This window comes from Microbacterium sp. C5A9 (genome assembly GCF_022627955.1).
Taxonomy (GTDB): domain Bacteria; phylum Actinomycetota; class Actinomycetes; order Actinomycetales; family Microbacteriaceae; genus Microbacterium.
The window spans coordinates 630,471-656,494 of the sequence record NZ_JABXGD010000001.1 but is presented as its reverse complement, the minus strand read 5'-3'; the positions used below and the strand labels follow the sequence as shown (position 1 = coordinate 656,494).

The following is a 26,024-nucleotide window of genomic DNA, read 5'->3' as shown; positions in this document are numbered from 1 at the left end:
GTGCCGGGTCGGCGTCAGGCCTTGGCCAGGCCGTAGATCGGGCTCACGGACTGCTCGTCCTCGTGGTCCGGCCCCAGGGGGATCCCGGAGCGGTCGCGCAGCAGCAGTGTCGCGACGAGGCCGAGCACCGTCATGCCCGCGAGGTACCAGGTGACCGCCTGCGTCGAACCGGTCGCCTGCACGATCGCGGTCGCGATGGTCGGGGCGAAGGCGCCGCCCGCGATCGCTCCGATCGCGTACGAGATCGAGACGCCCGAGAAGCGGATGCTGGCGGGGAAGAGCTCGGTGTACAGCGCGGCCTGCGGGCCGTAGGTGAAGCCGAGACCGATGGTGAGGATCGCGAGCCCCGCGAAGAGCATCCCGATCTGACCCGTGTTGACCAGCGGGAAGAGCGTGAACACGCCGACGAGCTGCATGATCCAGCCGATGATGTAGGTGGTGCGCCGCCCGATGCGATCCGACAGCCACCCGGCGATCAGCGTCGTGATGAGCCAGGTCACGGCAGAGCCGGCGACGGCCCACAGCACGGGTCCGCGCTCGAGTCCGATCGGTCCTTCGGGGTTGGTCGCATAGCCCTGGATGTATCCGCCCGTGGTCATGTAGCCGACGGCGTTGTTGCCGGCGAAGACGAAGGCGGCGATGATCACGAGCAGCAGGTGCTTGCGGAAGAGCTGCACGATCGGCATCTTCGCCTTCTCCTTGCGCTCGGCGAGTTCGGTGAAGACAGGGCTCTCCTCGACCTTGCGGCGCACGTAGTAGCCGATGAGGATCAGCACCACGCTCAGCAGGAACGGGATGCGCCATCCCCACTGCAGGAACTGGTCGCCGGGCGCGATCGCGGTCATGAGGGCCATCACTCCCGAGGCCAGCAGCAGGCCGAGCGGCACTCCGATCTGCGGGGACGCGCCGAAGATGCCGCGCCTGGTGCGGGGCGCGTGCTCGACGGCCATCAGCACCGCTCCACCCCACTCGCCGCCGGCCGAGATGCCCTGGATGATGCGCAGGAGCACGAGCATGATGGGCGCGGCGATGCCGATGGCCTCGTACGTCGGGAGGATTCCGATGAGGGCGGTCGCCGCGCCCATCAGGATCAGGGTCCACATGAGCACGGTCTTGCGCCCGAGCTTGTCGCCGTAGTGACCGGCGAGGAACGCCCCGAGCGGACGGAAGAGGAAGCTGACTCCGACCGTCGCGAAGGCGATGATGGCGCTGTTCGCGCCGAGCGGCTCGAAGAACAGCTGTCCGAAGACCAGGCCGACGGCCGTGGCGTAGATGAAGAAGTCGTACCACTCGACGGTGGTCCCGACGACCGTGGCGAACACGACCCGACGGCGATCCGCCGGTGTCGCGATGGTTCCGGTGGGGGTGAACCCTTGTGCTGACTGCCCGCTCATGGGGTGTCTCCTTCGGTTGTGACTGCATTGTCACGGCGTGCTCGCGAGGGGGATTCGGATGCTTGCCGGGGGTGGAACCGATGATATATGATTTCGAATACGACGCACAAGGCGTCGCCGAAGAGCGCGAGGAGGCGCCCCCGTGACGGCATCCATGACCCGCCCCGGAAAGATCATCGCGATCCACCTGAGCTACGCGTCCCGCGCCGATCAGCGCGGCCGCCGCCCGGCCGCCCCCTCCTACTTCCTCAAGCCCGCGAGCTCCGTCGGCGCCTCCGGCGGCACGGTCGAACGCCCCGCCGGCACCGAGCTGCTGGCCTTCGAGGGCGAGATCGCTCTCGTGATCGGCACAGCGGCGCGCCACGTCTCGCTCGCCGACGCCTGGGATCACGTGGGGTGGGTCACCGCCGCGAACGACCTCGGTCTCTACGATCTGCGCGCGAACGACAAGGGCTCCAACGTCCGCTCCAAGGGCGGCGACGGCTTCACGCCGCTCGGCCCCGACCTCATCGACGCCCGCACCGTCGACCCGTCGGCACTCCGCGTGCGCGCCTGGGTCAACGGCGAGCTGCGGCAGGACGACACCACCGCCGGGCTGATCTTCCCGCTCGCCCAGCTCGTCGCCGACCTCTCCCAGCACTTCACGCTCGAGCCCGGCGACGTCATCCTCACCGGCACACCCGCAGGGTCGTCGGTGATCGTGCCCGGCGACGTGGTCGAGATCGAGGTCGATGCTCCGGATGCCGCGGGGGCTCCCACCACCGGCCGCCTGGTGACCACGGTCACGCAGGGCGAGACCCCGTTCGACGGCGACCTCGGCTCCCTCCCGGCGGTCGACGATCTGCAGCGCGCCGAAGCCTGGGGCTCTCGTGACGCCGCAGGTCTTCCCGCCGAGACGTCTGTTCCGGCGCTTTCCCCCGAACTGCGCGCCAAGCTGCTCGAGGCACCCACCGCCGGGCTCTCCGCGCAGCTGCGCAAGCGGGGACACCACTCCTGCTTCATCGACGGCGTGTCCGCGAACATCCCCGGAGCCAAGATCGTCGGCACCGCCAAGACCCTGCGCTTCGTCCCCTTCCGCGAAGACCTCTTCGCAAGCCACGGCGGCGGCTACAACGCGCAGAAGCGCGCCTTCGACGCCGTGGACGACGGCGAGATCATCGTGATCGAGGCGCGCGGCGACGCCACCACCGGCACGCTCGGCGACATCCTGGCGCTTCGAGCCCGCGCCCGGGGCGCGGCGGGCGTGGTGACCGACGGCGGCGTGCGCGACTTCGACGCGGTGGCCGAGATCGGCCTCCCGGTCTTCTCGCAGGGCGCGCACCCCTCGGTGCTCGGACGCAGGCACGTGCCCTGGGACGTCGATGCGATCATCTCGTGCGGCGGAGCCACCGTGCAGCCCGGCGACATCATCGTGGGCGACGGCGACGGCGTGATCGTGATCCCGCCCGCGCTCGCCGAGCAGGTGGCCGACGATGCTCTCGCCCAGGAGACCGAAGACGCGTGGATCGCCGAGCAGGTCGCCGCGGGCCATCCGGTCGACGGGCTCTTCCCGCTCACGGGCGAGTGGCGCGCGAAGTACGAGGCCGCCACCGGCACGGCATCCGCGGACGGGCCACGGCGATGACCTCTGCCACGACCTCCAGCAAGTCGGAGCAGGCCTACACCTGGATCCGCGCGCGCATCGCCGGCCACACGTTCGGCCCTGGGTACCGGCTGGTTCTCGGCTCGCTCGCGGAGGAGCTGGGGATGAGCGTCGTGCCGGTGCGCGAGGCCATCCGCCGGCTCGAAGCCGAAGGCCTGGTCACGTTCGAGCGCAACGTGGGAGCGCGCGTGACGCTCGTCGACGAGAGCGAGTACGCGCACACGATGCAGACACTCGGCCTCGTGGAGGGTGCGGCCACGGCGCTGTCGGCGCCTCTGCTCGACGCCGCGACGCTCGACGCCGCCGAGGCGGTCAACGAACGGATGACCCGGATGCTCGATCACCTCGACGCCCATGCCTTCACCGAGCTCAACCGGCAGTTCCACTCGCTGCTGTTCGGCCCGTGCCCCAACCCGCATCTGCTCGATCTCGTGCACCGCGGATGGTCCCGGCTCTCCGGTATCCGCGACTCGACGTTCGCCTACGTTCCCGGCCGCGCCCGGCACTCGGTCGAGGAGCACACGCAGATCCTGCAGCTGATCCGTGCGGACGCCGATCCGCTCGAGATCGAGCTCGCCGCACGCAACCACCGCTGGCGCACGAGGGATGCCTTCCTCGATGCGCTGCACACCCGTTCGCACCCCACCGGAGGAGACGAGTCATGACCGATTCCCGCATTCCCGCAGATCTGCCCGACCACATCCAGCACTACATCGACGGCGCGTTCGTGGACTCCGTCGACGGCGACACGTTCGATGTGCTCGACCCCGTGACGAACCGGACGTACACGACCGCCGCCGCCGGCAAGAAGGCCGACATCGAGCTCGCGGTCGCCGCCGCGAAGCGGGCCTTCGACGAGGGCCCGTGGCCGCGCATGCTCCCCCGCGAGCGCTCACGGGTGCTGCACCGGATCGCCGACATCGTCGAGTCGCGCGACGCCCGACTCGCGGAGCTCGAGTCGTACGACTCCGGCCTCCCCATCACGCAGGCCCTCGGGCAGGCACGTCGCGCCGCCGAGAACTTCCGCTTCTTCGCCGACCTGATCGTCGCGCAGTCCGACGACGCCTTCAAGGTGCCGGGCAAGCAGATGAACTACGTCAATCGCAAGCCGATCGGCGTCGCCGGCCTCATCACGCCGTGGAACACGCCGTTCATGCTCGAGTCGTGGAAGCTCGGTCCCGCACTCGCGACCGGCAACACCGTGGTGTTGAAGCCCGCCGAGTTCACGCCGCTCTCGGCCTCGCTGTGGGCCGGGATCTTCGAGGAGGCAGGTCTTCCGAACGGCGTCTTCAACCTCGTGAACGGACTCGGCGAAGACGCCGGAGACGCACTCGTGAAGCATCCCGACGTCCCGCTCATCTCCTTCACCGGTGAGAGCCGCACCGGGCAGATCATCTTCGGCAACGCCGCGCCGTTCCTCAAGGGCCTGTCGATGGAGCTCGGCGGCAAGTCTCCCGCCGTCGTGTTCGCCGATGCCGACCTCGAGGCCGCGGTCGACGCCACGATCTTCGGCGTCTTCTCGCTCAACGGCGAGCGCTGCACGGCAGGATCCCGCATCCTCGTCGAGCGCGCGATCTACGACGAGTTCGTCGAGCGCTATGCGGCGCAGGCGACGCGCGTCAGAGTCGGCTACCCGCACGATCCCGCGACCGAGGTGGGCGCCCTCGTGCACCCCGAGCACTACGACAAGGTGATGAGCTACGTCGAGATCGGCAAGACCGAGGGACGTCTCGTCGCCGGCGGCGGGCGCCCCGAGGGCTTCGACGAGGGCAACTTCGTGGCGCCGACGGTGTTCGCCGACGTCTCCCCCGACGCCCGCATCTTCCAGGAGGAGATCTTCGGGCCCGTCGTCGCGATCACGCCGTTCGACTCCGACGACGAGGCGCTCGCGCTCGCGAACAACACGAAGTACGGCCTCGCGGCCTACATCTGGACCAACGACCTGACGCGCGCGCACAACTTCGCGCAGTCCGTCGAGGCCGGCATGGTGTGGCTGAACAGCAACAACGTCCGAGACCTGCGCACCCCGTTCGGCGGCGTCAAGGCCTCGGGTCTCGGTCACGAGGGCGGCTACCGCTCGATCGACTTCTACACCGACCAGCAGAGCGTGCACATCACGCTCGGCGGTGCCCACAACCCGACCTTCGGCAAGAACTGACCCGAACCCGACGTGAGCAAGGACGCTGACATGACCGACAAGACCGCGAAGACGCTGACCTCCTCGGGCTACTACGTGAGCCAGGAGGCTCCGATCCAGACCGACAACCCCGTCGCGACCCCCGAGAGCACGCCGCCCGATGTGCTGCGCTGCGCCTACATGGAACTGGTCGTCACCGACCTCGCCGCCTCGCGGGTGTTCTACGTCGACGTGCTCGGCCTGTACGTCACGGAAGAAGACGACGAGGCGATCTACCTCCGCTCGACCGAGGAGTTCATCCACCACAACCTGGTGCTCCGCAAGGGACCGATCGCCGCGGTCGCCGCGTTCTCGTACCGCGTCCGCTCGGCAGCCGACCTCGACCTCGCGGTCGCGTTCTACTCCGAGCTCGGCTGCGACGTGCGCCGCAACCCCGACGGGTTCGTGAAGGGCGTCGGCGACTCGGTGCGCGTCGTCGATCCGCTGGGCTTCCCCATCGAGTTCTTCCACCAGTCCGACCACGTCGAGCGGATGTCGTGGCGCTACGACCTGCACATCCCCGGCGAGCTCGTGCGCCTGGACCACTTCAACCAGGTCACCCCCGACGTGCCGCGAGCCGTCAAGTTCATGCAGGACCTGGGCTTCCGAGTGACCGAGGACATCCAGGACGACGAGGGAACGGTGTACGCCGCCTGGATGCGCCGCAAGCCGACCGTGCACGACACGGCGATGACCGGCGGCGACGGCCCGCGCATGCACCACGTATGCTTCGCGACCCACGAGAAGCACAACATCCTGGCGATCTGCGACAAGCTCGGCGCCCTCCGACGCTCCGACGCGATCGAGCGGGGCCCCGGGCGGCACGGTGTCTCGAACGCGTTCTACCTGTACCTGCGCGACCCCGACGGCCACCGCGTCGAGGTGTACACGCAGGACTACTACACGGGCGACCCCGACAACCCCGTCGTGACATGGGACGTGCACGACAACCAGCGCCGCGACTGGTGGGGCAACCCCGTCGTGCCCTCCTGGTACACCGAGGCCTCGCTCGTGCTCGATCTCGACGGCAATCCGCAGCCGGTCGTCGCCCGCACCGACAGCTCGGAGATGGCCGTCACGATCGGCGCAGACGGGTTCTCGTACACGCGTCCCGACGACGAGGGCATGCCCGAGTACAAGCAGGGCGAGTACAAGCTCGGCCACCAGCTCTGACCGATCAGACGCAGAGGAGAGACGGATGCTGTCCGCAGACACCATCGAACAGATCGCCGCAGAGCTGGCCGAGGCTGATCGCACCCACGGGGTGATCCCCCGGATCACCGCTCGCCATCCCGAGGCCACGGTCGAGGACTCGTACGCGATCCAGGGCGTGTGGCGCGACTCGCAGATCGCTGCGGGCCGTCGGCTCGTCGGGCGCAAGATCGGCCTGACGTCCAAGGCGATGCAGCAGGCCACCGGCATCACCGAGCCCGACTACGGTGTGATGTTCGACGACACGGTCCACGAGTCGGGCGCCGAGATCCCGGTCGATCACTTCTCGAACGTGCGCATCGAGGTCGAGCTCGCTTTCGTGCTCAAGCATCCGCTCGAGGGGCCCGACTGCACGCTCGATGACGCCCTCGCGGCGATCGACTACGCCGTGCCCGCCCTCGAGGTACTGAACTCGCACATCGAGCTCGAGGGTCGCACGATCGTCGACACGATCAGCGACAACGCGGCCTATGGAGCGATGGTGCTCGGCACCGTGCGCAAGCGTCCGGACGAGATCGACCTCCGCTGGGTACCGGGTGTGCTCTCGCGCAACGGCGAGATCGAGGAGACCGGCGTCGCGGCCGGCGTGCTCGGGCACCCCGCGACGGGCGTCGCCTGGCTCGCGAACAAGTTCCATCAGCACGGCGCGCGTCTGGAGGCCGGGGAGATCATCCTGGCAGGATCGTTCACACGCCCGATGTGGGTGTCGCGCGGCGACGAGGTGCTGTGTGACTACGGACCGATGGGAACGATCGCATGCCGCTTCATCTGAGCCCCTCCTTCCGCGAGCAGCTCGCGGCCTCCGACCGGTCGCTGATCGGGATGTGGGCCTGCTCGGGCAGTCCGCTGGTCACCGAGGTCGCCGCCGGGTCCGGGCTCGACTGGCTCCTGATCGACATGGAGCACTCCGCGAACACGCTCGAATCGACCCTGCTGCAGCTGCAGGTGGCAGCCGCGTATCCGATCACGCCGGTGGTCCGCGTCCCGGTCAACGACGTCGTCGCGATCAAACAGGTCCTCGACCTCGGCGCGCAGAACCTCATCGTGCCGATGGTGTCATCGGCCGACGAGGCGCGTGCGGCCGTCGCCGCGACCCGGTATCCGCCTGCCGGCGTGCGCGGTGTCGGAAGTGCGCTCGCGCGCAGTGCGCGCTGGAACAGGGTCGACGGATACCTGCAGGATTCCGCGACGCACACGTCCCTGACGGTGCAGATCGAGACGGCAGCGGGAGTCGAGGCGGCCTCCGAGATCGCCGCGGTCGACGGTGTCGACGCGATCTTCGTCGGTCCCTCTGACCTCTCGGCCTCGATGGGGCTGCTGGGGCAGCAGACGCACCCCGAGGTCGTCGCGGCCGTCGAGCAGGTCTTCGCCGCCGTCGCGACCGTCGGCGTCCCCGTCGGCGTGAACGCCTTCGACCCGGCTGCCGCCGATGCGTACATCACGGCCGGCGCCGACTTCGTGGCGGTGGGCGCCGACGTGGCGATGCTCGCGCGCGCATCCGAGGCTCTGGCCACCCGGTTCATCCCGACGTCCGACGACAGCACCCGCGCGAGTTACTGAGAAGTCGCTCGACGATGGGATCGACCGTCAGACGATGCGAGAAATCGGTTTCACCGATACACTGACGTGAGCCGCGAGCCAGCGGCCGCACCGCTCACCGCTCACCGCTCGGGAGGAGAACCCGATGACTCCACGCTCCGGAGCGACCACGATCAGCGCGGTGGCGCAGGCCGCGGGCGTCTCGCCCGCCACAGTGTCGCGCGTCATGAACGATCGGTTCTTCGGCGACCCCGAGACGGCCGAGCGCGTCCGGACGGCAGCCCGGGAGCTGCACTACTCCCCCAATCACCTCGCCCGCAGCTTCTCCCTCGGACAGACGAAGGCGATCGCGTTCCTCGTGCCCGACCTCACCAACCCCAGCTTCCAGGCGGTGCTGGCGAGTCTCAGCAAGGCCGCCGCAGCCGACGGGTACCGCGTGCTCGTCGCCGATTCGGCCGAATCACCCGAGGACGAACCGCTGCTGGCGGCTGAGGTGCGCCGCCGCTGCGATGCTCTCGTGCTGTGCGCGCCGCGGATGCCCGACGCGGCACTCGGAGAGACGACCAACGCGCTGGGTCCCGTGGTACTCCTGAACCGCTCGAGTCATTCCACCTCCGCGCCCACCCTGACGGTCGACTCCCGAGCCGGGCTCGAGGCGCTCGCACGACATCTGCACTCCCTCGGGCACCGGCACCTGGCCTACGTCGAAGGCCCGGACGGGCCGGCCAACGAGAACCGACTCCGCGGGATCGGCGATGTGACGGGCTCGACGAAGGACCTGTCCCTGACCCGGGTGCGCGGCGGGGCGAACAGCGAGCACGGCTTGGCGGCGGCGCCCGCCGTGGCCCGCAGCGGCGCGACAGCGGTGCTCGCCTTCAACGACCTGGTCGCCATCGGCCTGATCCACGGACTGCAGGAGCAGGGCCTCCGCGTGCCGGACGACATCTCGGTGACCGGCTTCGACGACATCCCCTTCGCTCGCTTCATGACACCGCCTCTGACGACGGCATCCGTCCCGCACGAGTCCCTGGGCACTCTGGCTTGGAACCGCATGCGGGCACTCATCGACGGCGACATTCCCGATCACGACGTCGTGTTCCAGCCGAGGCTGGAGATCCGAGGGTCGACCGCACCGCCGAGGCAGGAAGACGGTGCGGAGTCGTGAGACTCGACGAGATCCAGATTCGCGACCCGTTCGTCCTGGTCGACGCGGGACGCCACTGGCTGTTCGGCAGCACCGACGTGAACATCTGGAGCGGCCCCGCCACCGGATTCGACACCTACTGGAGCGACGATCTCGAGGAATGGCACGGTCCGCTCCCGGCATTCCGTCCGCCGAGCGACTTCTGGTCTCGCACGCAGTACTGGGCGCCGGAGGTGCACCGGTATGACTCGGGCTTCTACATGTTCGCGACCTTCACGGCAGAGGGGCACCGTCGGGGCACCCAGGTGCTGCGAGCCGATCGCCCCGAAGGCCCTTACGAGCCATGGTCCGACGGACCGCTGACCCCGCGCGGGTGGGAGTGCCTGGACGGCACCCTGCACATCGAGAACGGCGTCCCCTACCTCGTCTTCTGCCACGAGTGGAAAGACGTCGGCGATGGCGAGGTGCACGCCATGCGGCTCACCGACGACCTGCGCACCGCGGTGGGTGCGCCGCGATTGCTGTTCCGAGCATCAGAGGCGCCGTGGGCGCGTTCGATCCCCCGGCCCGAATTCCCGCAGGTGTTCGTCACCGACGGCCCCTCGCTGCACCGCACCCGCGACGGGCGGCTGCTGATGCTGTGGTCCAGCTTCGGGGACTCCGGCTATGCGATGGGCGTGGCGACCTCCGCATCCCACTCGATCATCGGCCCCTGGTCCCAGAGCGAACACGCGATCTGGCCGGCCGACGGCGGGCACGGCATGATCTTCGCGGATGCCGACGGCGACCTGCTGCTCGCGCTGCACACCCCGAACCGCACTCCGGAGGAACGCGCGGCGTTCTTCCCTCTCGAGGAGACCGACAAGGGCTTGCGCCTGCGCGCGTGACGCGCGGACGTGCGCCGCCGGAGGCGCACCACGGCACCCTCCGGCAGAGTGCGACTCAGTCGAAGACCGGGCCCACGAACTCGACCGCGGTGCGCTCGTCGACAGCACCGTCGCGCCGAGCGATGCGCTCGTTCGGCGTCGCTGTCAGCCGGGTCCCTCCTCCGGGAAGCGTGAGCTCGCCCTCGACGGCGCCGGCGGCGAGTCCCACGACAGCGGTGGGCGCGCCCGCTCGATCCGTCTCCACGCGCCAGCCCCGGGGGAACGAGAACGCGAACATGTCGTTCCGGTGCACCTCGACGATCTCATCGTCCGCGACCAGCTCCCACGCCTGCCCGTCGACCGCGCGGCGGTAGCCGACGGCATCAGCAGCCGCACCGTGCTCGAGCCGGGTCGGTGCGAGTCCCGAGAACCAGATCCCCCCGTCCGGACGCACGAGTATCCCGCTGTGCCGTTCGATCGCATCGAGGAACCAGAGGATGGACGGCGCGTATTCCTCGGTATAACCGGCCGTGCCCGACCAGGGATCGAGGCACTGCGGAAAGCGCGGTGCGACGGCGATCGCGGACAACACCGCGGATGCTGTGAGACTGAGCTCGGCGACGTGTCCGTGGCGCTCGAAGGCCTCCGGCGCACGGAGCAGGGCGAGGAAGTTCACCGGCCCGCCCCAGCTGTTGCGTCCCGCGTCGTGGTCGAAGCGCGGGTCGTCCATCGCGAGGGAGGTGAAGCCGTAGTGAGCGAGGAACTTGCGTGTGTTCATGAGGTAACGGCGCAGGCTGCGGATGAAGAACTCCGCGTCGCCCACCTCGCAGGCGAGCACGCGCGCCAGAACATCGCTCTCGATGCGCACGTGCCGCCCGGCGCGATCGTTGTCGTAGTAGAAGCCGTCTTCCTCGTCGAAGCAGTGCTCGTGCAGCGCCCGGAGCGACGTCTCGGCGGCGACCCGCCAGCGCTCGGCCTCGATGTCGTCCCCCAGCTCGGCAGCGATGAGTGCGAGGTACGAGCGCTGGCACGCGACGTTCGCGGTGAGGTCAGGCGCGATGAAGGGCACCCCCGGCATCAGCGGATCGCACTCGCGGGCATCGCCGTGCAGAGCACGGTCCGGGGCGAACCAGAACCGGGGCGACAGGTCGTGTCCCGTGTCGAACGCACAGAACGCCTCCACTCCGCCTGTGCCGCGGGTGTCGCGATATCGGGCCAGCCACGCGTCGTACCGCACCATCGCCGCGTACATCGTCCGCAGGAGATCGCGATCCCCGGTCGACAGCCAGTGACGCCACACCACGCGCGCGAGCGGGGTGACGATCTGGATCTGACTGAACCCGGGTCCCGCGTCGGTCACCTTGTACGGGATCATCCCGTCCGCCCGCTGATGCACGGCGAACTGCCGCAGGGTGTCGCGAGCGATGTCGGGGGCGAACCGACCGAGCACCTCGGTGTTGATCGTTCCTGTGCTCTCGATCCAGCATCCGCGATACACACCGCCCTCGTTGAGCACCGGCACGCCGTCGAGGAGCGGACGGATGCAGCGCGAAAGCTGGCCGAGCGCTTCGAGCCAGCGCCGCTCGAGCGGTCCCGACGAGGCGGCGAAACGTACTCCCGACCCATCGAGGGCCGCGCCCAACGGTGTCCCGTCGATGCCGGCGTCGCGCGCAGGATGCGCACTTCGCAGCCGGCGCCTGATGTCCGCACGGTGTGCGTCGCTCATGATGCTCTCCTCGGGAGATCGGCGGTGGGGCGCAGCGCGCCCCACCGCCGAATCTTTCACTTCAGGGCTGCGCCCAGTTCGTCGACCCACTTCTTCCCGGCTTCGTCCGGCGTCGATCGACCGAACAGCACATCGGACTCCATGCGCTGGGACAGCTCGTTCATGATCGATCCACCGGCGGGCTGGGGCGGGGCGACGACACCCTCGTCGAGCACGACGTCGACATAGTCCGCGGCGATCTGGCCGGGCGCGCTGAGCAGGGGGGACACGACCTCGAGGGTCGCGGGGTTGAACGGCACACCGCGGGAGTCGAGGATGAGCTCTGCAGCGGCGGGCTCGTTCAAGAACCAATCCACCAGCAGCGCTGCCGCCTGCGGGTGATCGGTCGCCGCATTGATCGCCCAGAATGCCGAGGGAAGCAGCGCGACGCCCGAGGTCTTCGTCGACGACGGCGGCAGCATCATCTGCACGTTCTCACCTGCCGTGGCATACACGCTCATGAGGTTGCTGTACCCGAAGGTGATCGCGGCCTGCCCGAGGGTGAACGGCTGCTGGTCCGGCGGCAGCTGCCAGTTCGCGGTGACGACAGATGGGTCCGGCAGGCCGCCGCCGTCCGAAAGCTCCTGCTCGATCTCATACCAGCCCGCGATGTCCTCGGCGGTGACGCCCAGCTGGCCGTCCCAGTCGTACATCCCCAGCTCGCTGACCTGACCGGAGTACGTTCCGATGACGTCTCCGATGCGCAGGTCGATGCCGTAGATCGGCTGTCCCGCCGCGTTGGTCAGGCCGGCGCTGCCGATCTCACCGGCCGCGTCGATCAGATCGCCCCAGGTCCAGCCCTCGCTCGGCGGCTCGACACCGGCCTGGGCGAACACGTCGAGATTCACGAACGCGGCAGTCGCGTTGCCGCCCGTCGGCAGCCCGTACAGCGCATCGTCGACGGTCGCGTTGGTGAGGGAGAAGTCCGGGTATTGGCTGTAGTCGAGCTGCTCCTCGACGGTGGACAGATCCAGGAGGGCGCCGAGTTCTCCATACTCCTGCGGCTTGGCCCCACCGAGGGCGAACACATCGGGAGCGGTGTCGCCTCCGCCCGCGAAGTCGGTCGCCAGGCGGTTGAACAGATCGTCCGGCGCACCCACGGGCGTCTGCACGACCGTGATGTTCGGGTGCTCGGCCTCGAACAGGTCGATGACCTCCCCGAACAGCGCGGCGCGGCTGTCGTCCCCCCACCAGGACATCTCGAGTTCGATCTTTTCGCCGGAGTCATCGACGGATCCCCCGTCTGCTGTGCCGCCTGAGCAACTCGCGAGCAGAAGGGTCGCGGCGACGGCGGAGCCGATGACCGCATGGGCACGGATGATACGCGTCATTGCGCCTCTTTCAGTTGAGGCCGCCTGGGCGGCCGGGATGTCAGGGCATTCGGTCCGCTCAGACGATGAGTCAGGAGAAACCGATTTCTCGAAAGAAGCTAACATCGACGGGATTCTCCTGTCAACGCATTTCGCGTCACAGGCAACGAATTCACGATCTCCCCGAATTCCTCGGGCGGGTTCGACTTGACGGATCGTCACAGTCGCGTCAATAATCGGAGAATTCGTGAAACCGATTTCTCATCGGATCAGAGACATGACAAGGAGGTCACGTGAGCAGTCTCGGCGAACTACGCACGATCGCCCGCTCCCGGCGCGGTCCGGCGATACGGGTCAAAGAGAGATTCCCCGACAACAAGGCGGCGCTGGTCTTTCTCCTACCCTGGCTGATCGGCCTGCTGGGTCTCACCATCGGTCCGATCATCGCATCGCTGTATCTCTCCTTTACGGACTACAACCTGCTGCGACCGCCGGTCTGGTCGGGGTTCGACAACATCGTCGAGATGTTCTCGGATGCGCGTTTCTGGAACTCGTTCCGCGTGACGCTGATCTACGTGTTCGTCGGAGTGCCGCTGCAGCTCGCGCTCGCACTGGGGCTTGCGATCCTCCTGGACAAGGGGATGCGCGGGCTGTCGTTCTACCGATCGATCTTCTACCTCCCCTCCCTTCTCGGCGGCTCGGTCGCCGTGGCGATCCTGTGGCGTCAAGTCTTCGGCAAGGACGGCATCGTCAACGGCTTCCTCGCCTGGTTCGGGATCGACGGTCCAGGATGGATCGGCCACCCGGACTTCGCGTTGGGAACCCTGATCGTCCTGCACATCTGGACCTTCGGATCGCCCATGGTGATCTTCCTGGCGGGTCTGCGACAGATACCGGAGATGTACTACGAGGCGGCGTCGATGGACGGCGCCGGGCGCGTCCGTCAGTTCTTCTCGATCACGTTCCCGCTGCTCACACCGGTCATCTTCTTCAATCTGGTGCTGCAGATCATCTTCGCCTTCCAGTCCTTCACCCAGGCCTACGTGGTCTCCGGAGGCACAGGCGGACCGAGCGATTCGACCATGTTCTTCACGCTCCTGCTCTACAAGGAGGCGTTCACCGAGCTCGACATGGGGTACGCCTCGGCGATGTCCTGGTTCCTGCTGCTGGTGATCGCCGCCTTCACTGCGTTCAACTTCTGGCTTTCGAAGTATTGGGTGTTCTATGACGACTGAGACCGAGACTCTGCTCCGCCCGGGGCGCACCGACCTGAGGGGTCGGCGCATCGCGGGCGCCCGCACACCCCTCTTGCAGCGTGCGCGGTCGATCGGCAAGCACCTCGCACTGTCGGCGGCCTCCCTGTTGATGATCTACCCCCTGATCTGGCTCGTCGTGTCGAGCCTCAAGCCGAACGATCAGATCTTCCGCGACCTCAGCGTGTTCACGACCGATCTCACGCTCGACAACTACGTCAACGGGTGGAACGACCTGCAGGCGCCGTTCGGTGTGTTCCTGTTCAACTCCTCCGTCATCGCCCTGGGAGCGATCGTCGGCAACCTGCTGTCCTGTTCGATGGCCGCCTACGCCTTCGCTCGTCTGAAGTTCCGCGGCCGCACGCTGGCGTTCGTCCTGATGCTGGGATCGATCATGCTGCCGTTTCAGGTCCTGCTGGTCCCCCAGTTCCTGATCTACAAGGAGCTGGGTTGGCTGAACACATTCCTCCCGCTGATCGCGCCGAAGTTCCTCGCGACGGAGGCGTTCTTCATCTTCCTGATGGTCCAGTTCATCCGTGGCCTGCCCAAGGAGCTGTTCGAAGCGGCCCGGATGGACGGTGCGGGGCATTTCCGCAGCTACTTCCAGATCACTCTGCCGATGATCGTTCCCTCGCTGGCGACCACGGCGATCTTCACTTTCATCTGGACGTGGGGCGACTTCTTCGGGCCCCTCATCTACGTGCGCCTTCCGGAGCTGTTCCCCGCCTCCTTGGCGCTGAAGGGCTTCCTCGATGCGCAATCCAGCTCGGACTACGGCTCGATGTTCGCGATGAGCGTCGTCTCGCTCGTCCCGCTGTTCCTCATCTTCCTGTTCGGTCAAAGGTTCCTCATCAAGGGGTCTGCGACCAGCGGCATCAAGTAGTCGGAAGGACGACACCATGACACGAACCCGCTACGCCATCGTGGGAACCGGCTCACGCGCGCAGATGTACCTCGAGGCGATCGCCGGCGCCCACGCCGAACATGCCGAACTGGTGGCGGCGGCCGACACCAACACCGGACGCCGGGAGTGGTCGCTCGCCCGCCATCCGGGGCTCGGCGCACCCGCACGGTTCGCCCCGGAGGATCTGGGCGACGCGATCGCACGTCACCGCGTCGACCGCGTCATCATCACCTCCCCCGATCACACGCACGCCGACCACATCGTGCGCACTCTCGAAGCGGGTGCGGATGCGATCACCGAGAAGCCGTTGACGATCGATGAAGAGGGCGTCCGCCGGATCGCCGACGCCGTCGAGCGCACCGGCCGGGAGGTCATCCTCACCTTCAACTACCGGTACTCACCTCGCAACACCGCTCTGAAGAGGGTCCTCGCGTCCGGCGAGATCGGGGACGTCACGAGCGTTCACTTCGAATGGGTGCTGGACACCGCGCACGGTGCCGACTACTTCCGTCGCTGGCATCGCGACAAGTCGCGATCCGGAGGGCTGCTGATCCACAAGGCGAGCCATCACTTCGACCTGGTCAACTGGTGGTTGGAAGACACTCCGGCGCGCGTGTTCGCCGCAGGAGGCCTGCGCTTCTACGGCGCGGAGAACGCCCGCCGTCGCGATGTGGGACCCAGACCCGAGCGAGGGACCACCGACTCGACCCTGCACGATCCCTTCAGCCTGGACCTGCGCACCGATCCCGTATGGCGAGGCCTGTACCTCGACCAGGAGCACTTCGACGGCTACCTCCGCGATCGCGACGTCTTCGACGAGGGCATCACCATCGAGGACAACCTGTCGCTCGTCGTCGACTACGCCCGTGGCAGCACCATGTCGTACTCACTCAATGCCCACTCCCCGTGGGAGGGCTACACGGTGTCGGTCAACGGGACACGCGGTCGTGCCGAGCTGAACGTCGTGGAGCGCGGGTCGGTGACCGTCGACGAGGCCGGCAGGACCATCGTCGATCCCAGCGCTCGACCCGATCTGGTCTCCGACGACCCCTCGCGCCCCGTCGGCGAGCGTCTGGTCGTCCAGCCGCACTTCGGACGCGCGCGCGTGGTCGAGATCGACGGGAGCGCCGGCGGTCACGGCGGTGGCGACGACATGCTGCTGCACGATGTGTTTCGAGGCGGTCTCGCCGACCCGCTGGGTCGCACGGCCGACTGGACCGACGGCATCCGCAGTGTTGCGGTCGGTCTCGCCGGCAACCGGTCGCTCGCCTCGGACGCCGCAGTCAGGATCTCCGATCTGGAGCTCGGGGGCGCAGAGGCGCTCTTCTCGCCACGGGCGGTACGGGCACGGGCCGTCTGATTCGCACGACGGGGTGGTTCGTCGCACGGGGCTCGACGGCCGTGCTCTGAACTTCGTCCTTCGAGGAACGCGAATGGCGGTTTCCGCGCCCGCGAACTGCCATTCGCGCCCCTCGCGACACTGGCTAATTCATAGCAATCCGGGCGAGACTGGGACCATGACCTTCGCCGCGCTCCAGCCGCTCGCCGACCGTGCCGCACTGTTCACCGCGCTCCGCCAGGACTCGCTCGCCTCGGCGCTCGAGACTCTCGGCGAGAACCGCTGGGATGCCGACATGGCGGCAGGGACGATCACCTTCACGTCGAACGCCGATGCCACCCGCCAGCTGGTGACCCGGGCTCATCTCGTGGCCACGATCGCGCCCGGCCCCCGCTCGCTCCTCTGGGCATGGGCGCATCCCCAGGGAGACGCCGCCGGTATCGCGGCGCAGCTCCGCGACTACGGAACCGAGCACGGCATCGCCGAGCTGAGCCGGACCGAGCTCCCCTTCCCCGATGACGCGGCCGACGATGCCGAGTGGATCACGCAGGCAGCCCACACGGTCGGAGCGGTCGCCATCGAGCTCACCGGCCGAGCGCCCTACTACATCGCCCCGGTCGGAGGAGGCACGTCCGCCGTGTTCCTGCTCGACGCGCCGATCCCCCCGCTGACCGTCGCCGCAGCGGCCATCGCCCTCCCCCGCATCCTCTCGGGCCTCGCGATGCCCGATGCCCGCACCGCCGTATGGGACGCGGCTCGCCTGGCCGGCTGGAACCTCACCTGGGCCGACGAGTCCTTCTCGGGCGCGACCGTCGCGGACTCGACAGGATCGGCGACGTTCCACTTCGATGAGCAGGCGCGCATCACGAACATCGAGAGCAGCCTGCACGCACAGGGCTGACCTCCCGCGCCCCCGCGGCTAGCATGAGCGCATGAGCGCTCTCGATCTCATCCCCGCCGGCCGGACGTTCTCCGCCGACGAGATCACCGTCTACGCCGACGCCGAGAACCGCAGCCTCGACGAGGCCGTCGCCGAGGCGGATGTGCTCGTGAGCTGCCCGCATGCGGGGGCTCGCATCCCGGAAGAGCTCGTGCCGTTCCTCTCCCCGGCGCTGACGCGACGGCTCCAGTACGACTTCACGGATGTCGCCACCGACGCGATCGTGCGCGAGTGGGCGAGGACCGACCCCCGCGTGGTCGCCGTGCTCAATCCGCATCCCCGGCTCGTCCGCGATCCCAATCGCGCCCGTCCCGCCGACATCGCGGGCGATCTCAGCGCGGCGATCGAGCGCACACGTGCGGCCGGCGCGTGGCAGAAGGTCGACCTCACGGGCGTCGATGCGATCCGTCCGGTGACGTTCTCGTTCTTCCCGATCCTCGAGGTTCCGGCCGACGAGGTCGAGCGCGACCGACTCGTGCAGACCTTCGTCGAGGTCGGCGAACGGGGTCTCGGTGTCTACGAGCGCACACGCGACGCTCTCACCGAGCGATTCGTCGAGGCGAAGCTGAGGACCGGCGGCCGCTTCACCCGGCTGTCCTTCCACGACACCATGAACACCACCACGACGCGCGATGGCGCCGTGAACGTCTCCCGTGCCGAAAAGGACCGCCTTCCCTCCGTCGTCGCGCTCTCCAATCGCGGCGGTGCGCGCGGCGACGAACGCGATCCCGCCGATCCGCCGACGATGGCGCCCGAGAGGCTCCGGGCCCTTGCGGACGCGCATCGCGCCGGATTCCGGGTCGACGATCCGACCGACGTCGCCCTGAATCAGCCCTACCTCGGCAGCCAGGAGATCCTCGCGGCGGGCCGACGTTTCCGCGAGCTCGCACCCGCCGCCGCCGAGGCTGCGCTCGAACTGGACGCGGTGCAGGCGGAGTTCCTGCGCGAGTTCCTGCTCGGCTCGGCCGCGGTCGCCGAGCTCCACCAGCCGGGCACCGACTGGATCACGGAGGATCCCGCCCACGTCCGCGAGGTCGCCGAGGCGTGCCGCCGGTCGTGGGACCTGTACCGGGAGCTCTGAACGCTCACCCGCCCCAGATCACTCCGAAGAGCGCACCGAAGGCGATCGTGGTCGCGGCGAGGATCAGCGTCGGCAGGAAGAACGAGTGGTCGACCAGCTTCGTACCGAGCTTGGTGGTGCCTGAGGTGTCGAAGTTCGCCGCCGCGATCTGCGACCCGTTGGTCGGCAGCAGGTAGATGCCGGCGAACGCCCCCGCCCACATGCCGCTGAGCAGACCGAGCGGTATCCCCGCCGCGAGGCCGATGGGGACGATCGTCCGGGTCGCGGTCGACTGACTCGTCGTCAGCACGCAGACGAGGAAGACGCCGAGGGCGAAGATCCACGGGGCGGCGCTCACCCAGCTGCCGACCGTGCTCGAGATGAGCTCGGTGTGCGCGGTGAGGAACGTGTCGGTGAGCCACGCGAGCCCGAACAGGGCGATCGCCGACACCATTCCGGCCTTGAACACCGTCATCGTCGGGATCCCCGCGACCTTCGGCCTCGAGACAACCAGGATCAGTGTTCCGACGAGGAACATCACGATCTCGATGATCGGCGTCATCGCGACCGGATCGCCCGACGCGTCGAGCGGGCGGATGCCCTTGAACAGGCCGAACACGACGATGGCGGCCACCCCGAGCAGGAAGATGATCGCCGCATTGCGACCGGCCGTCGTGACGGTGACGTCGGCCTTGATCTCGGCGGCATCCGCCCGAGGCGCGGCCAGTTCGCCGCGGGCGATGCGGGCCTGCACGTCGGGATCGTCGGCCAGGTCCTTGCCGAGCCTGTTCACGACGAAGCTCGACACCACGATGCCGACGATCGCGGCGGGGATCGTCACCTTGAGGATGTCGATGAGCTCGAAGTTCCAGGGCGCGGTGTCCGTGAGGGTCACCATGGCCGCCATGGCCGCCGACACCGGGCTGCATGCGAGGGCGACACCGGTCGCGACGACCGAGAGCGAGAGCGGGCGCGACGGTCGGATTCCGTTGCGGTACGACAGATCCTGGATGACCGGCAGCAGCGGATAGAGGATGTTGGAGGTGCCCGCCCCCACCGAGAAGAGGAACGACACGAGAGGGGCGACGAGGGTGATCTGCTTCGGATTCCGAGCGATGAGCTTGGCGGCGACCGACACCATCCAGTCGATGCCGCCCGCCGACTGCATCATGGAGGCGGCGAGCACCACCGAGAGCACGATGAGAAGAGCATCCACCGGCGGGGATCCGGGTGCGAGGCCGAAGACGAACACGAGGACGGCGACACCCGTGCCGCCCCAGAGCCCGAGACCCACACCGCTCGAGCGGGTTCCCATGACGATGCATCCGAGGACCACGAGCAGCTGGATGACGAACAACGCGATGTCCACGGGGGTTCCTCTCGCAGGGATGTTGCCGACAGCATATTGGCGCGGCCCCCACTTGTCAGGCCCTTCTCGACGACGGATGCCGCGGCGTGCATGCGTCCCGCGAGCGCAGGCGAGGCACGGCGCCGACTGACGCTGCCGCCAGAATGTGGAATTCTGGTCACATGAAGAACGGAATCGTTCGGTTCGCCGCGCTCTACGTGTACAACGTCGTGGTCCTGCTGCTCATCGGCCTGCTCTCGGCGGGCGTCTCCGTCGGCGTCCACGCGCTCTGGGCCGCGGTCATCCTGACCCTCGCGGCGCTCTTCGTGAAGCCTCTGCTCACCGGTGCGTTCCGCAGGGCGGCGGCGAAGTCCGCGGCCGACCGCACGAAGACCGGTGAGAAGGTCGTGCAGTACGTCCTCGTCTATCTGGTCGAGCTGATCATCTGGGTGGCCGTCGTGTGGCTGAGCGGCGTCCGCGCCTCCGGCTTCTGGAGCTACGTGCTCCCGCCCCTCTTCCTGCTGCTCGGCTGGGTGGTATACGACCAGGTCGATGACAGGCTGCGGGCGAAGGCCGGCGAGCTCTACGACGCCGTGCGGTCGAGGGTCTCGCGCGGGAGCACCCCGAGGGGCAGCGCTGCCGAGCCCCCAGCCACGTCCGACGCGCGCGACCGCGCTGACGACGGCCTCACCCCCGAGCAGCGACGGATGTTCGACGAGCTGGGCTGACGACGAAACGGCCCCGATCCTGCGGACTTCGCCCCCGATCCGCGGACGGATAAGCAGGAGAAGGCCGCGGACCGGGGCCGGATGCGCACATCGGGACCGCGCGGACGGTCAGACGAGGCGTTCAGCCGCCTCGACGACGTTGGTCATGAGCAGGGCGACGGTCATCGGCCCGACACCACCGGGATTCGGCGACACCCAGCCGGCGACCTCGGCGACGTCCGGGTGCACGTCGCCGAAGACCAGGCTCTTGCCGGTCTCGGGGTGCGACTCTCGGGTCACGCCGACGTCGAGCACCGCAGCGCCCGGCTTGACGTCTTCGGCGCGGATGAGGTGCTTGACCCCTGCCGCCGCGACGATCACGTCGGCCTCGCGCAGGTAGCGCGGCATGTCGACCGTGCCGGTATGCGTGAGCGTGACGGTGGCGTTGAGGTCGCGACGGGTGAGCAGCAGACCGATCGAGCGACCGATGGTCACGCCGCGCCCCACGACCACCACGTGCTTGCCCGCGAAGTCGTAGCCGTTGCGCAGCAGCAGCTCGATCACACCGCGCGGTGTGCACGGCAGCGGCGTGTGGATCGGGCTGTTCACGTTGAGCACGAGCCGGCCGAGGTTGGTCGGGTGCAGACCGTCGGCATCCTTCGCCGGATCGATGCGCTCGAGGATCGCGTCGGTGTCGATGTGCTTCGGCAGCGGCAGCTGCACGATGTAACCGTGGCACTCCGGGTCGGCGTTGAGCTCGTCGATCAGCGCCTCGACGTCGGCCTGGGTGGCGTCCGCCGGGAGCTCACGCTGGATCGAGTTCATCCCGATCGCCTCGGACTGACGGTGCTTCATCCCCACGTAGAGCTGGGATGCCGGGTCGGCGCCGACGAGCACGGTGGCGATGCCGGGGACGATGCCCTTCTCCTTCAGCGCCGCGACCCGCTCGGTCAGCTCGGCCTTGATCGCGGCCGACGCCGCCTTGCCGTCGAGGATCTTCGCGGTCACTGCTGCAGGTCCGGGTAGAGCGGGAAGCCTGCGGCGAGCGCGTCGACGCGAGCGCGGAGCGCCTCCACGTCGGCACCCGGCTGCAGGGCGAGCGCGATCACGTCGGCGACCTCGGTGAACTCGGCGTCGCCGAATCCGCGGGTCGCGAGAGCCGGGGTTCCGATACGCAGGCCCGAGGTGACCATCGGCGGGCGCGGGTCGTTCGGCACCGCGTTGCGGTTGACCGTGATGTGGATGTCGTGCAGCAGGTCTTCGGCCTGCTTGCCGTCAATCTCGGCGTCACGCAGGTCGACGAGCACCAGGTGCACATCGGTGCCGCCGGAGCGCACGCCGATGCCGGCGTCCTTCACATCCTGCTGCGAGAGGCGCTCGGCGAGGATGGATGCTCCGCGGAGGACGCGCTCCTGGCGCTCCTTGAACTCCGGGGTGCCGGCGAGCTTGAACGCGGTCGCCTTGGCGGCGATCACGTGCATGAGGGGGCCGCCCTGCTGGCCCGGGAACACGGCCGTGTTGATCTTCTTCGCGAGGTCGGCGTCGTTCGTGAGGATGAAGCCCGAACGGGGGCCGCCGATCGTCTTGTGCACGGTCGACGAGACGACGTGAGCATGCGGCACCGGGTTGGGGTGCAGCCCGGCGGCCACCAGGCCGGCGAAGTGCGCCATGTCGACCCAGAGCAGCGCCCCGACCTCGTCGGCGATCGCGCGGAACGCGGCGAAGTCGAGCGTGCGGGGGTAGGCCGACCAGCCGGCGATGATGACCTTCGGCTTGTGCTCGATCGCGAGGCGGCGCACCTCGTCCATGTCGATGGTCGAGGTCTCGGGGTTCACGCCGTAGGCGACGATGTCGTAGAGACGGCCCGAGAAGTTGATCTTCATGCCGTGGGTGAGGTGACCGCCCTGATCGAGCGCGAGACCGAGCAGCGTGTCGCCGGGGCGGGCGATCGCGTGCAGCACGGCGGCGTTCGCCGAGGCGCCGGAGTGGGGCTGGACGTTGGCGAACTCCGCACCGAACAGGTCCTTCGCGCGCTGGATGGCCAGCTCCTCCGCGACGTCGACCTCTTCGCAGCCGCCGTAGTAGCGGCGGCCGGGGTAGCCCTCGGCGTACTTGTTCGTCAGGACCGAGCCCTGGGACTGCAGCACAGAGACGGGGACGAAGTTCTCGGACGCGATCATCTCGAGGAACGTCTGCTGACGCTGCAGCTCACGGTCGAGGACCTGAGCGATCTCGGGGTCGACCTCGGCGAGCGGGGCGTTGAAGTAACGGTCGGTCATGACATGCTCCTCTGACTACGGATTCGAACGGGTATACCAATCGGCCCAGGCGCGCGGTCGAATTCCGTGGTCAGTCGCTCCCCGGTGGTAGTCCACCCAGACGCCAGTCGCGACGGTTACGAGCATAGCGGATTCCCCTCTGTGCTCTCCGGCCGTCGCACGATAGGTTTTGTTCATGGTCCTTCCACATTCCATGCCCCTCGTTCCCCTCCCCCTCGCCGCCCGGGTCGGCGACGGCCGGATGCCGGTCAGCGAGGCCGTCCGGGTCATCGGCGACCCGCGCCCTGTCGAGCAGCTGATCACCGCGATCGCCGAGCGCACCGGCATCCGACTCTCCCGCTCCGACCGGAACGGCGACAGCGCCGGCACGGTGATCTCGCTGACGATCGATCCGGACGCCGCGGGGCCGGAGGGCTACACGCTCACGGTCGGCGAATCGGTCGAGATCGTGGGCGGTGACGAGGCCGGACTGTTCTACGGAACCCGGACCCTGCTGCAGCTGCTGCGCCAGGACGACGAGGGGTGGGGCTTCCTCCACTCCGAGATCTCCGACGCCCCGCGCTTCGAACGCCGCGGGGTCATGCTCGACGTCACTCGGCACTTCTTCACCGTCGCCGAGGTCCTGAAGTTCATCGACGCCACCAGCGCGCTGAAGTTCAATCACCTGCACCTGCACCTCACCGACGACCAAGGGTGGCGCATCCAGATCGACTCCTGGCCGAAGCTGACCACGTCGGCGTCGCAGACCGCGGCAGGCGGTGACCCCGGCGGGTTCTACTCGAAGGCCGAGTACCGCACCATCGTCGAGTACGCGGCCGCCCGCCACATGATCGTGATCCCCGAGATCGACCTGCCGGGACACACGCATGCCATCGGCGTCGCGTACCCCGAGCTCGTGGAGGCTCCGGTCCTCAACGACGGCCTGATCGCCGAATCCGCCCGCCTGGGTCAGCCCCTGCCCGTCCAGGGCGAGCCGTATCTCGGCTGGGGCGTCGGCCACTCGAGCGTGCGCATCCATGACGAGCGCACCTACGGTTTCGTGCGCGACGTCGTGCGCGAGATCGCCGAGCTCACGCCGGGACCGTACATCCACATCGGCGGCGACGAATCGCTCGGAACACCGCAGGCCGACTTCGACGTCTTCGTCGAACGCGCCACCGCGATCGTGGTCGAGCAGGGGAAGATCCCGATCGCCTGGCACGAGGTCGGCGCCGCCGCGGGCATCGCCGAAGGCACCATCGGCCAGTACTGGGGCAAGACGACCCCCGAAGGCACGCACGCCGAGGAGGCGGCGCACTTCGTCGAACGCGGCGGGGCGCTGATCATGTCACCGGCAGACGTCGCGTACCTCGACATGAAGTACTCCGACGACTTCCCCCTCGGGCTCACCTGGGCGGGCGTCGTCGACGTCAGACGTGCGTACGACTGGGAGCCGACCGCCGTGCTCGACGTCCCGGAGGCGGCGATCATCGGCGTCGAGGCCCCGCTGTGGAGCGAGACCACCCGGACGATCGGCGATGTCGAGCAGCTGGTGTTCCCCCGTGCCGCCGCCCAGGCGGAGATCGCCTGGTCACCCCGAGACGCCCCCGAACGGACCTGGGAGTCGTTCCGCGCCCGGCTCGCGACACTCGCTCCGCTCTGGGAGACTGCCCGGATCGACTTCCACCGCGCCGAGGAGATCCCATGGACCGATCGATGAATGTCACATCCACCCCGTCAGGGTCGCTCCTCGTGCACTCGGCGACGATCATCGACGGCGGCGAGACCGCGCACGACGCCTGGGTGCGTGTGGAGAACGGCGTGATCGTCGATCGCGGCATCGGCGCGACCTGGTCTCGCGCCGACGAGGAGGTCGATGCCCGGAGCACGGCGGGCGCGGGCGCGATACTCACCCCCGGCCTCATCGACATCCACGGACACGGTGGCGCGGGAGCGTCGTTCGACGACGGCATCGACGCCATCCGCGCCGCGAGAGCCCTGCACCGTGCGCACGGGACCACCCGAGCGGTCGTGTCCCTGGTGACCGCGCCCCTCGACGATCTCTCGCGCCGAGTGGCCGAGATCGCCGATCTGATGACCACCGACGCCGACATCCTCGGATCGCACCTCGAGGGTCCGTTCCTCGATCCCGGTCATCACGGAGCGCACTCACCCGGCCTACTGCGCGAACCCGTCGCCGATGACGTCTCGCGGCTGCTCGCGGCGGGCCGCGGCACGATCCGCCAGGTGACGATCGCACCGGAGCTCCCCGGCGGGATCGACGCGATCCGGCTGATCACCGAGGCAGGGGCCGCCGCAGCGGTCGGGCACACCGACGCCGATGCGTCCACGGCCATCGCGGCATTCGACGCGGGCGCGTCGATCCTCACACACGCCTTCAACGCGATGCCCGGCATCCATCACCGCGCGCCCGGCCCGGTCCTCGCCGCCGCCGCCGATCGCCGGGTCGTGCTGGAGGCCATCGCCGACGACGTGCACCTCGATCCTCACGTCGTCAAGCTGCTGTTCGATGCCGCGCCGGGGCGCGTCGCCCTGATCACCGACGCGATGGCCGCCGCGGGAAGTGCCGACGGCGACTACGACCTCGGCGCCGTGAAGGTGACGGTCCGCGACGGGGTGGCCCGCGCGAACGACACCGGCTCGATCGCAGGCTCGACGCTCACACAGGACGAGGCCATCCGCCGGACGGTGGCAGCCGGTGTGCCGCTGACCGAAGCCGTGCGGGCCGCGACCGAGACGCCCGCGCACGCGGTCGGCGTCGGCGATCGGCTCGGCCGTCTCTCCCCCGGCCATCTGGGCGATGCGGTGCTGTGGGATGCACAGTTGCGCGTCGTGCACGCATGGACGGGCGGTCGGGCCTAGCCTCACTCTGCGCGCATCGACGCGCAACCCTGCGCTCTCCGGTGCCTTCTTCTTCGTGAGTGAGGGGCCGCCGTTCCCCAGATCGGCGGCCCCTTCACGAATCCCCCCCCCACTCAGAGCGGCGAGTCGAGAACTCCTCCCCCGAGGCTCCCGACCCGCCGTGCCTGCGCTCATGCCCCCTGCATGAGCACCTGAGCTCCGCCCCCCGGTGGAGCTCGTGGCTGTCTCTATGTGATGAGACGAAGACGACCCCGATTCATTACGCGACTTCTCAGAAAATCTTC

General features: G+C 68.5%; 22 protein-coding genes and 1 riboswitch. Of the genes, 16 read left to right on the top strand and 6 right to left on the bottom strand.

Annotation, left to right across the window (positions count from 1 at the left end; translation table 11 throughout):
• Positions 1-14 precede the first annotated feature (14 nt).
• Positions 15-1,394, bottom strand: coding sequence for an MFS transporter (locus HWD99_RS02935; protein ID WP_241794748.1), 1,380 nt, complete (start codon positions 1,392-1,394; stop codon positions 15-17).
• A gap of 154 nt (positions 1,395-1,548) precedes the next feature.
• On the opposite strand from HWD99_RS02935, the gene HWD99_RS02930 reads away from it, so the two are divergent.
• From HWD99_RS02930 to HWD99_RS02895, 8 genes are all read left to right on the top strand, one after another.
• Positions 1,549-3,018, top strand: coding sequence for a fumarylacetoacetate hydrolase family protein (locus HWD99_RS02930; RefSeq protein WP_241794802.1), 1,470 nt, complete (start codon positions 1,549-1,551; stop codon positions 3,016-3,018).
• Positions 3,015-3,701 (top strand): GntR family transcriptional regulator, encoded by a 687-nt coding sequence (locus HWD99_RS02925; protein ID WP_241794746.1) that lies wholly within the window; start codon positions 3,015-3,017, stop codon positions 3,699-3,701. The genes HWD99_RS02930 and HWD99_RS02925 overlap by 4 nt, the downstream gene beginning before the upstream one ends.
• Complete coding sequence (gene hpaE / locus HWD99_RS02920) at positions 3,698-5,194, top strand: 5-carboxymethyl-2-hydroxymuconate semialdehyde dehydrogenase (RefSeq protein WP_241794745.1); 1,497 nt, start codon at positions 3,698-3,700, stop codon at positions 5,192-5,194. Before HWD99_RS02925 ends, hpaE begins: the two co-directional genes overlap by 4 nt.
• Before the next feature lie 30 nt (positions 5,195-5,224).
• Entirely contained in the window at positions 5,225-6,385 is a 1,161-nt protein-coding gene (hpaD, locus tag HWD99_RS02915) for a 3,4-dihydroxyphenylacetate 2,3-dioxygenase (RefSeq protein ID WP_241794743.1), read from the top strand.
• Between the two features lie 25 nt (positions 6,386-6,410).
• Positions 6,411-7,196 (top strand): 2-keto-4-pentenoate hydratase, encoded by a 786-nt coding sequence (locus tag HWD99_RS02910; RefSeq protein WP_241794742.1) that lies wholly within the window; start codon positions 6,411-6,413, stop codon positions 7,194-7,196.
• Complete coding sequence (locus HWD99_RS02905; protein WP_241794741.1) at positions 7,181-7,984, top strand: HpcH/HpaI aldolase/citrate lyase family protein; 804 nt, start codon at positions 7,181-7,183, stop codon at positions 7,982-7,984. The genes HWD99_RS02910 and HWD99_RS02905 overlap by 16 nt, the downstream gene beginning before the upstream one ends.
• Positions 7,985-8,108: 124 nt before the next feature.
• Positions 8,109-9,128 carry a LacI family DNA-binding transcriptional regulator gene (locus HWD99_RS02900; protein ID WP_241794740.1) on the top strand — a complete coding sequence of 340 codons (1,020 nt, stop codon included), beginning with the start codon at positions 8,109-8,111 and terminating at the stop codon, positions 9,126-9,128.
• Positions 9,125-9,994, top strand: coding sequence for a glycoside hydrolase family 43 protein (locus HWD99_RS02895; protein WP_241794739.1), 870 nt, complete (start codon positions 9,125-9,127; stop codon positions 9,992-9,994). The genes HWD99_RS02900 and HWD99_RS02895 overlap by 4 nt, the downstream gene beginning before the upstream one ends.
• Positions 9,995-10,049: 55 nt before the next feature.
• Here HWD99_RS02895 and HWD99_RS02890 read toward each other — a convergent pair whose 3' ends face one another.
• Together HWD99_RS02890 and HWD99_RS02885 are read right to left on the bottom strand one after the other, a co-directional pair.
• The gene (locus HWD99_RS02890) at positions 10,050-11,699 is read right to left on the bottom strand and encodes a hypothetical protein (RefSeq protein WP_241794738.1); all 1,650 of its coding nucleotides are present in this window, start codon (positions 11,697-11,699) and stop codon (positions 10,050-10,052) included.
• Between the two features lie 56 nt (positions 11,700-11,755).
• Entirely contained in the window at positions 11,756-13,069 is a 1,314-nt protein-coding gene (locus tag HWD99_RS02885) for an ABC transporter substrate-binding protein (protein ID WP_241794737.1), read from the bottom strand.
• Between the two features lie 272 nt (positions 13,070-13,341).
• Here HWD99_RS02885 and HWD99_RS02880 point away from each other — a divergent pair, with 272 nt between their 5' ends.
• From HWD99_RS02880 to HWD99_RS02860, 5 genes are all read left to right on the top strand, one after another.
• Positions 13,342-14,283, top strand: coding sequence for a carbohydrate ABC transporter permease (locus HWD99_RS02880; RefSeq protein ID WP_241794736.1), 942 nt, complete (start codon positions 13,342-13,344; stop codon positions 14,281-14,283).
• On the top strand, positions 14,273-15,184 hold the full coding sequence (locus HWD99_RS02875) for a carbohydrate ABC transporter permease (RefSeq protein WP_241794734.1): 912 nt from the start codon (positions 14,273-14,275) through the stop codon (positions 15,182-15,184). Before HWD99_RS02880 ends, HWD99_RS02875 begins: the two co-directional genes overlap by 11 nt.
• Positions 15,185-15,200: 16 nt before the next feature.
• Positions 15,201-16,565, top strand: a complete 1,365-nt coding sequence (locus HWD99_RS02870; RefSeq protein WP_241794733.1) for a Gfo/Idh/MocA family protein — start codon at positions 15,201-15,203, stop codon at positions 16,563-16,565.
• 157 nt (positions 16,566-16,722) lie between these two features.
• Positions 16,723-17,445 carry a DUF6882 domain-containing protein gene (locus tag HWD99_RS02865; protein WP_241794732.1) on the top strand — a complete coding sequence of 241 codons (723 nt, stop codon included), beginning with the start codon at positions 16,723-16,725 and terminating at the stop codon, positions 17,443-17,445.
• 31 nt (positions 17,446-17,476) lie between these two features.
• Positions 17,477-18,565, top strand: coding sequence for an N-formylglutamate amidohydrolase (locus tag HWD99_RS02860; protein WP_241794731.1), 1,089 nt, complete (start codon positions 17,477-17,479; stop codon positions 18,563-18,565).
• 4 nt (positions 18,566-18,569) lie between these two features.
• Here the strand turns inward: HWD99_RS02860 and HWD99_RS02855 are convergent, their stop codons facing one another.
• Positions 18,570-19,913, bottom strand: coding sequence for an anaerobic C4-dicarboxylate transporter (locus HWD99_RS02855; RefSeq protein ID WP_241794730.1), 1,344 nt, complete (start codon positions 19,911-19,913; stop codon positions 18,570-18,572).
• A 161-nt stretch (positions 19,914-20,074) separates the two neighbouring features.
• Between HWD99_RS02855 and HWD99_RS02850 the strand changes: the two genes are divergently transcribed.
• Entirely contained in the window at positions 20,075-20,620 is a 546-nt protein-coding gene (locus tag HWD99_RS02850) for a hypothetical protein (RefSeq protein ID WP_241794729.1), read from the top strand.
• Between the two features lie 108 nt (positions 20,621-20,728).
• On the opposite strand, the gene HWD99_RS02845 is transcribed toward HWD99_RS02850, so the two are convergent.
• Positions 20,729-21,607, bottom strand: a complete 879-nt coding sequence (locus tag HWD99_RS02845; RefSeq protein WP_241794728.1) for a bifunctional methylenetetrahydrofolate dehydrogenase/methenyltetrahydrofolate cyclohydrolase — start codon at positions 21,605-21,607, stop codon at positions 20,729-20,731.
• Positions 21,604-22,878 (bottom strand): serine hydroxymethyltransferase, encoded by a 1,275-nt coding sequence (gene glyA / locus HWD99_RS02840; RefSeq protein ID WP_241794726.1) that lies wholly within the window; start codon positions 22,876-22,878, stop codon positions 21,604-21,606. Before glyA ends, HWD99_RS02845 begins: the two co-directional genes overlap by 4 nt.
• A gap of 36 nt (positions 22,879-22,914) precedes the next feature.
• Positions 22,915-22,999: riboswitch (ZMP/ZTP riboswitch) on the bottom strand.
• A gap of 54 nt (positions 23,000-23,053) precedes the next feature.
• Between glyA and HWD99_RS02835 the strand changes: the two genes are divergently transcribed.
• Complete coding sequence (locus HWD99_RS02835) at positions 23,054-24,577, top strand: family 20 glycosylhydrolase (protein WP_241794724.1); 1,524 nt, start codon at positions 23,054-23,056, stop codon at positions 24,575-24,577.
• A complete protein-coding gene (gene nagA / locus HWD99_RS02830; protein WP_241794723.1) occupies positions 24,574-25,740 on the top strand; it encodes an N-acetylglucosamine-6-phosphate deacetylase in 1,167 nt (388 codons plus the stop codon). Before HWD99_RS02835 ends, nagA begins: the two co-directional genes overlap by 4 nt.
• Positions 25,741-26,024: the final 284 nt, after the last annotated feature.